The sequence below is a fragment of the Kaistella sp. genome, assembly GCF_032060305.1.
Lineage (GTDB): Bacteria > Bacteroidota > Bacteroidia > Flavobacteriales > Weeksellaceae > Kaistella > Kaistella yananensis.
The window spans coordinates 1-3657 of the sequence record NZ_DAMBHK010000115.1 but is presented as its reverse complement, the minus strand read 5'-3'; the positions used below and the strand labels follow the sequence as shown (position 1 = coordinate 3657).

The following is a 3657-nucleotide window of genomic DNA, read 5'->3' as shown; positions in this document are numbered from 1 at the left end:
CGACTTTTAAAACCATAAAAAATGCAGTGATGGACGGTACTGCGATAAAAACAATTGCCCGAAGCAATCCGTTTGTACTTATCTTACAGAACGGTAAAATCGTGGATAAAATCCCGGCCAAAGATTATCTTAAACAATAAAAATTCAATTTAAATATAATATTTTAACAATGCAGAAATCAAATAAATCAATCGCAGGTTACCATCTATTAATGATTTTATCGTCAGTTGACGGTGAATTTGCGCCCGAAGAAGGTCTTAAAATCCAGGAATATCTTGCAGAAGAATTTCCATTTAAAATGAATCTCGATAACGAACTTGACGCGATTGCAGTTCTGCAGCCGGAGCAGTGGAAAGATCATTTCGAGTTTCACGCCCGATGCTTTTTTGATGATTCAGTAGAATCGGAAAGAAAAGATTTCCTCAATTTCGCTAAGTCTTTAATTAAAGCTGATGAGGAAGTTAGCGAGCGCGAACACCATTTTTACAGGTTGCTGAAGAATATGTGGTTTCCCGCTTAATTACAGCCTCAAAAAAACTCCGATAACCATGAAAAAAACAATTGCCGCCTCATTATTAACAGTTACATGTATGATGAACGCCCAAATCTGGCCCGATGCCAAGCCTCCTATTGCCGAAAAGCAAAACCACGTGCGCGAAATTCACGGCGAAAAAGTAAGCGATCCCTATTATTGGATGATCGACTATTTCAAAAAAGGAAAAGATTCTACCAAAGTCGTAAACTATCTTACTGCCGAAAACGCGTATCTCGAAACGATGATGGCAGATACGAAGCAACTTCGCGAAAATCTGTATCAGGAAATGAAAGCGCGGATCAAGGAGAAAGATGAAAGTGTTCCTGTCTTCAAAGACGGTTACTATTACTATTCACGCACCGAGACAGGAAAGCAGTACTTTAAATACTGCCGTAAAAAAGGCAGTTTATCTGCTCCTGAGGAAATGCTTCTCGATGTAGACAAAATGGCGGAAGGCAAAGCCTATTACGCAGCTGCTGGTTTCAGCATCTCGCCGGATAATTCTAAAATGGTTTTCGGGGTTGATGATGTTTCACGCCGGCAATACAGCTTATTTTTAAAGGATTTAAACACGGGGAAAATCACTGATTTAGGAATTAAAAACACCGAAGGCAACGCAGTTTGGGCTGCCGACAACAAAACAATTTTTTATACGGCCAAAAATGATGTCACGCTTTTATCTGAAAAAATTAAAAGACACACTTTAGGAACCGATCCATCAAAAGATGCGGTGGTTTACGAAGAAAAAGACAACACCAACTATATTGGAGTCGGTAAATCGAAGAACGAAAAATACATCATGATTTATTCTTCAGCGACTACCAGTTCAGAGGTTCGCTATTTGCCGGCCGATAATCCGAACGGAGGTTTCAAAGTTTTCCAGCCGCGGATGAAAGATGTTCTGTATGACATTACTCCTTTGGAAGATAAATTCCTGATTACCACCAACAAAGATGCTTTAAATTTCAAAGTAATGGAAACGCCCGTCAATATAACGGGTGTTGAAAACTGGAAAGATTTAATTCCGCACCGCAAAGATGTGCTGATGTTGGGAGTTGATGAGTTTAAAAATTTCCTTGTATTCTCTGAAAGACAGAACGGGCTTTCGCAGCTTGTAATTCAGGACAGAAAAACACAGAAAAAAGAATTTCTGAAGTTCGATGAACCCGCTTACATGATCCGAAGCATGAACAATCCGGAATACAATACCGATAATTTCCGTTTTGCATATACTTCGATGATTACACCAAGTTCGCAATATGAACAGAATCTCGTAACTGGTAAAAGAACATTGCTGAAACAGCAGGAAGTTTTGGGCGGATATGATAAAAACCTGTACACCACAGAACGGGTTTTTGCCACTGCCAAAGACGGCACGAAAATTCCGGTTTCAATTGTTTACAAAAAGGGCTTTGAGAAAAACGGAAAAAATCCGCTATTGCTTTACGGTTACGGTTCCTACGGAAACTCGATGGAAGCTACCTTCAGCTCTGCAAGACTGAGTTTGCTCGACCGAGGTTTTGCTTTTGCGATTGCACACATCCGCGGCGGACAGGAAATGGGCCGACAATGGTATGAAGACGGAAAAATGATGAAAAAAATCAATACTTTCACGGATTTTATTGATGCAGGAGAATTTTTAGTGAAAGAAAAATACACTTCACCGGAACATCTTTACGCACAGGGAGGTTCCGCAGGTGGTTTGCTGATGGGTGCAGTGGTAAACATGAAACCCGAGCTCTGGAACGGTGTTATTGCACAGGTTCCTTTCGTGGATGTAGTGAATACCATGCTCGACGAAAGCATTCCATTAACTACAAATGAATACGACGAATGGGGAAATCCAAACAATAAGGATGCATATTTTTACATGAAATCTTACTCTCCTTATGAAAATATTCAGAAGAAGAATTATCCTAATATTTTGATTACTACAGGATTACACGATTCTCAGGTACAGTATTTTGAGCCTGCAAAATGGGCAGCCAAACTGAGAGATCTGAAAACTGATAAAAATGCAGTTTTACTGAAAACCGAAATGGCGTATGGTCATGGCGGAGCTTCAGGAAGGTTCGATTACCTGAAAGATGTGGCCTGGGACTATGCGTTTCTTCTTAAACTGGAGGGAATAACTAAATAACTTAAATTATCCAAAGCGGACTGATTGTAATCATTCCGCTTTATTTTTTTTATCACCGAATATTTCGGATTTTTGTTAAAATTAAAAGAAAAACTATGAGAAAAAATATCGTTGCAGGAAATTGGAAAATGAACAAAAATGTAATTGAGGCACAACAACTCATGTTTCAGTTACTCGAGTACAAAAAAAATAACGCCACCAACTGCGAAGTCTGGATCGCGCCACCTTCACTTTATCTTATGATGGCTAAAGATCTTTATGAGCAGGATGAAATCGGCGTTTTCGCACAGGACATGAGTGAACATGAAAGCGGAGCTTATACCGGAGAAATTTCTGCTGATATGCTGGAATCCATCGATGCAACCGGTGCAATTATCGGTCACTCCGAACGCAGACAATACCACGGTGAAACCGATTCCCACTGCAACAGAAAAGTAAAACTGGCTTTGGATAAAGGTTTAACTCCAATTTATTGCAACGGGGAAACTTTAGAACAAAGAAAATCCGGACAACATTTAGAAGTGGTAAAAAACCAGACCGAAGTGGCGTTGTTTACCCTTTCTGCGGAAGAAATTAAGAAAGTAGTCATCGCTTACGAACCCGTTTGGGCCATCGGAACCGGCGAAACTGCATCTCCTGAACAAGCTCAGGAAATCCACGCGCATATCAGAAGTTTAATTGCTGCAAAATACGGTCAGGAAGTTGCCGACGAAATTTCAATTTTATACGGTGGTTCTGTGAAACCTGATAACGCAAAAGAAATCTTTTCTCAACCCGATATCGACGGTGGTTTGATTGGTGGCGCAGCTTTAAAAATTGATGATTTCGCGAAAATTATCGAAGGATTTAATGCTTAATTTCTATATGAAAAAAGTAATTATTCTTGCCTCAGTTCTTATCGGAGGACTTTTGTTTTCGCAAGTGAAAATCCCAAAAAACTCATCAAAAGGAACAATAACAACATCCACAGACTTAAATATAA

Annotated in this window: 3 protein-coding genes and 1 pseudogene; all 4 read left to right on the top strand. The window is 39.7% G+C overall.

Annotation, left to right across the window (positions count from 1 at the left end):
* Positions 1-140, top strand: a pseudogene (locus tag V5N63_RS11305) (BT_3928 family protein); the annotation flags it as partial.
* Positions 141-169: 29 nt separating this feature from the next.
* Complete coding sequence (locus V5N63_RS11300; RefSeq protein WP_253312706.1) at positions 170-520, top strand: tellurite resistance TerB family protein; 351 nt, start codon at positions 170-172, stop codon at positions 518-520.
* Between the two features lie 28 nt (positions 521-548).
* Positions 549-2675, top strand: coding sequence for a S9 family peptidase (locus V5N63_RS11295; RefSeq protein WP_332034024.1), 2127 nt, complete (start codon positions 549-551; stop codon positions 2673-2675).
* A gap of 95 nt (positions 2676-2770) precedes the next feature.
* On the top strand, positions 2771-3532 hold the full coding sequence (gene tpiA, locus V5N63_RS11290; protein WP_332034023.1) for a triose-phosphate isomerase: 762 nt from the start codon (positions 2771-2773) through the stop codon (positions 3530-3532).
* The last annotated feature ends 125 nt before the right edge of the window (positions 3533-3657 follow it).

Bases quoted from the DNA above. Each gene is read 5' to 3' on its own strand.
- V5N63_RS11300 (WP_253312706.1), top strand. From the start codon at position 170: ATGCAGAAATCAAATAAATCAATCGCAGGTTACCATCTATTAATGATT.
- V5N63_RS11295 (WP_332034024.1), top strand. From the start codon at position 549: ATGAAAAAAACAATTGCCGCCTCATTATTAACAGTTACATGTATGATG.
- tpiA (WP_332034023.1), top strand. From the start codon at position 2,771: ATGAGAAAAAATATCGTTGCAGGAAATTGGAAAATGAACAAAAATGTA.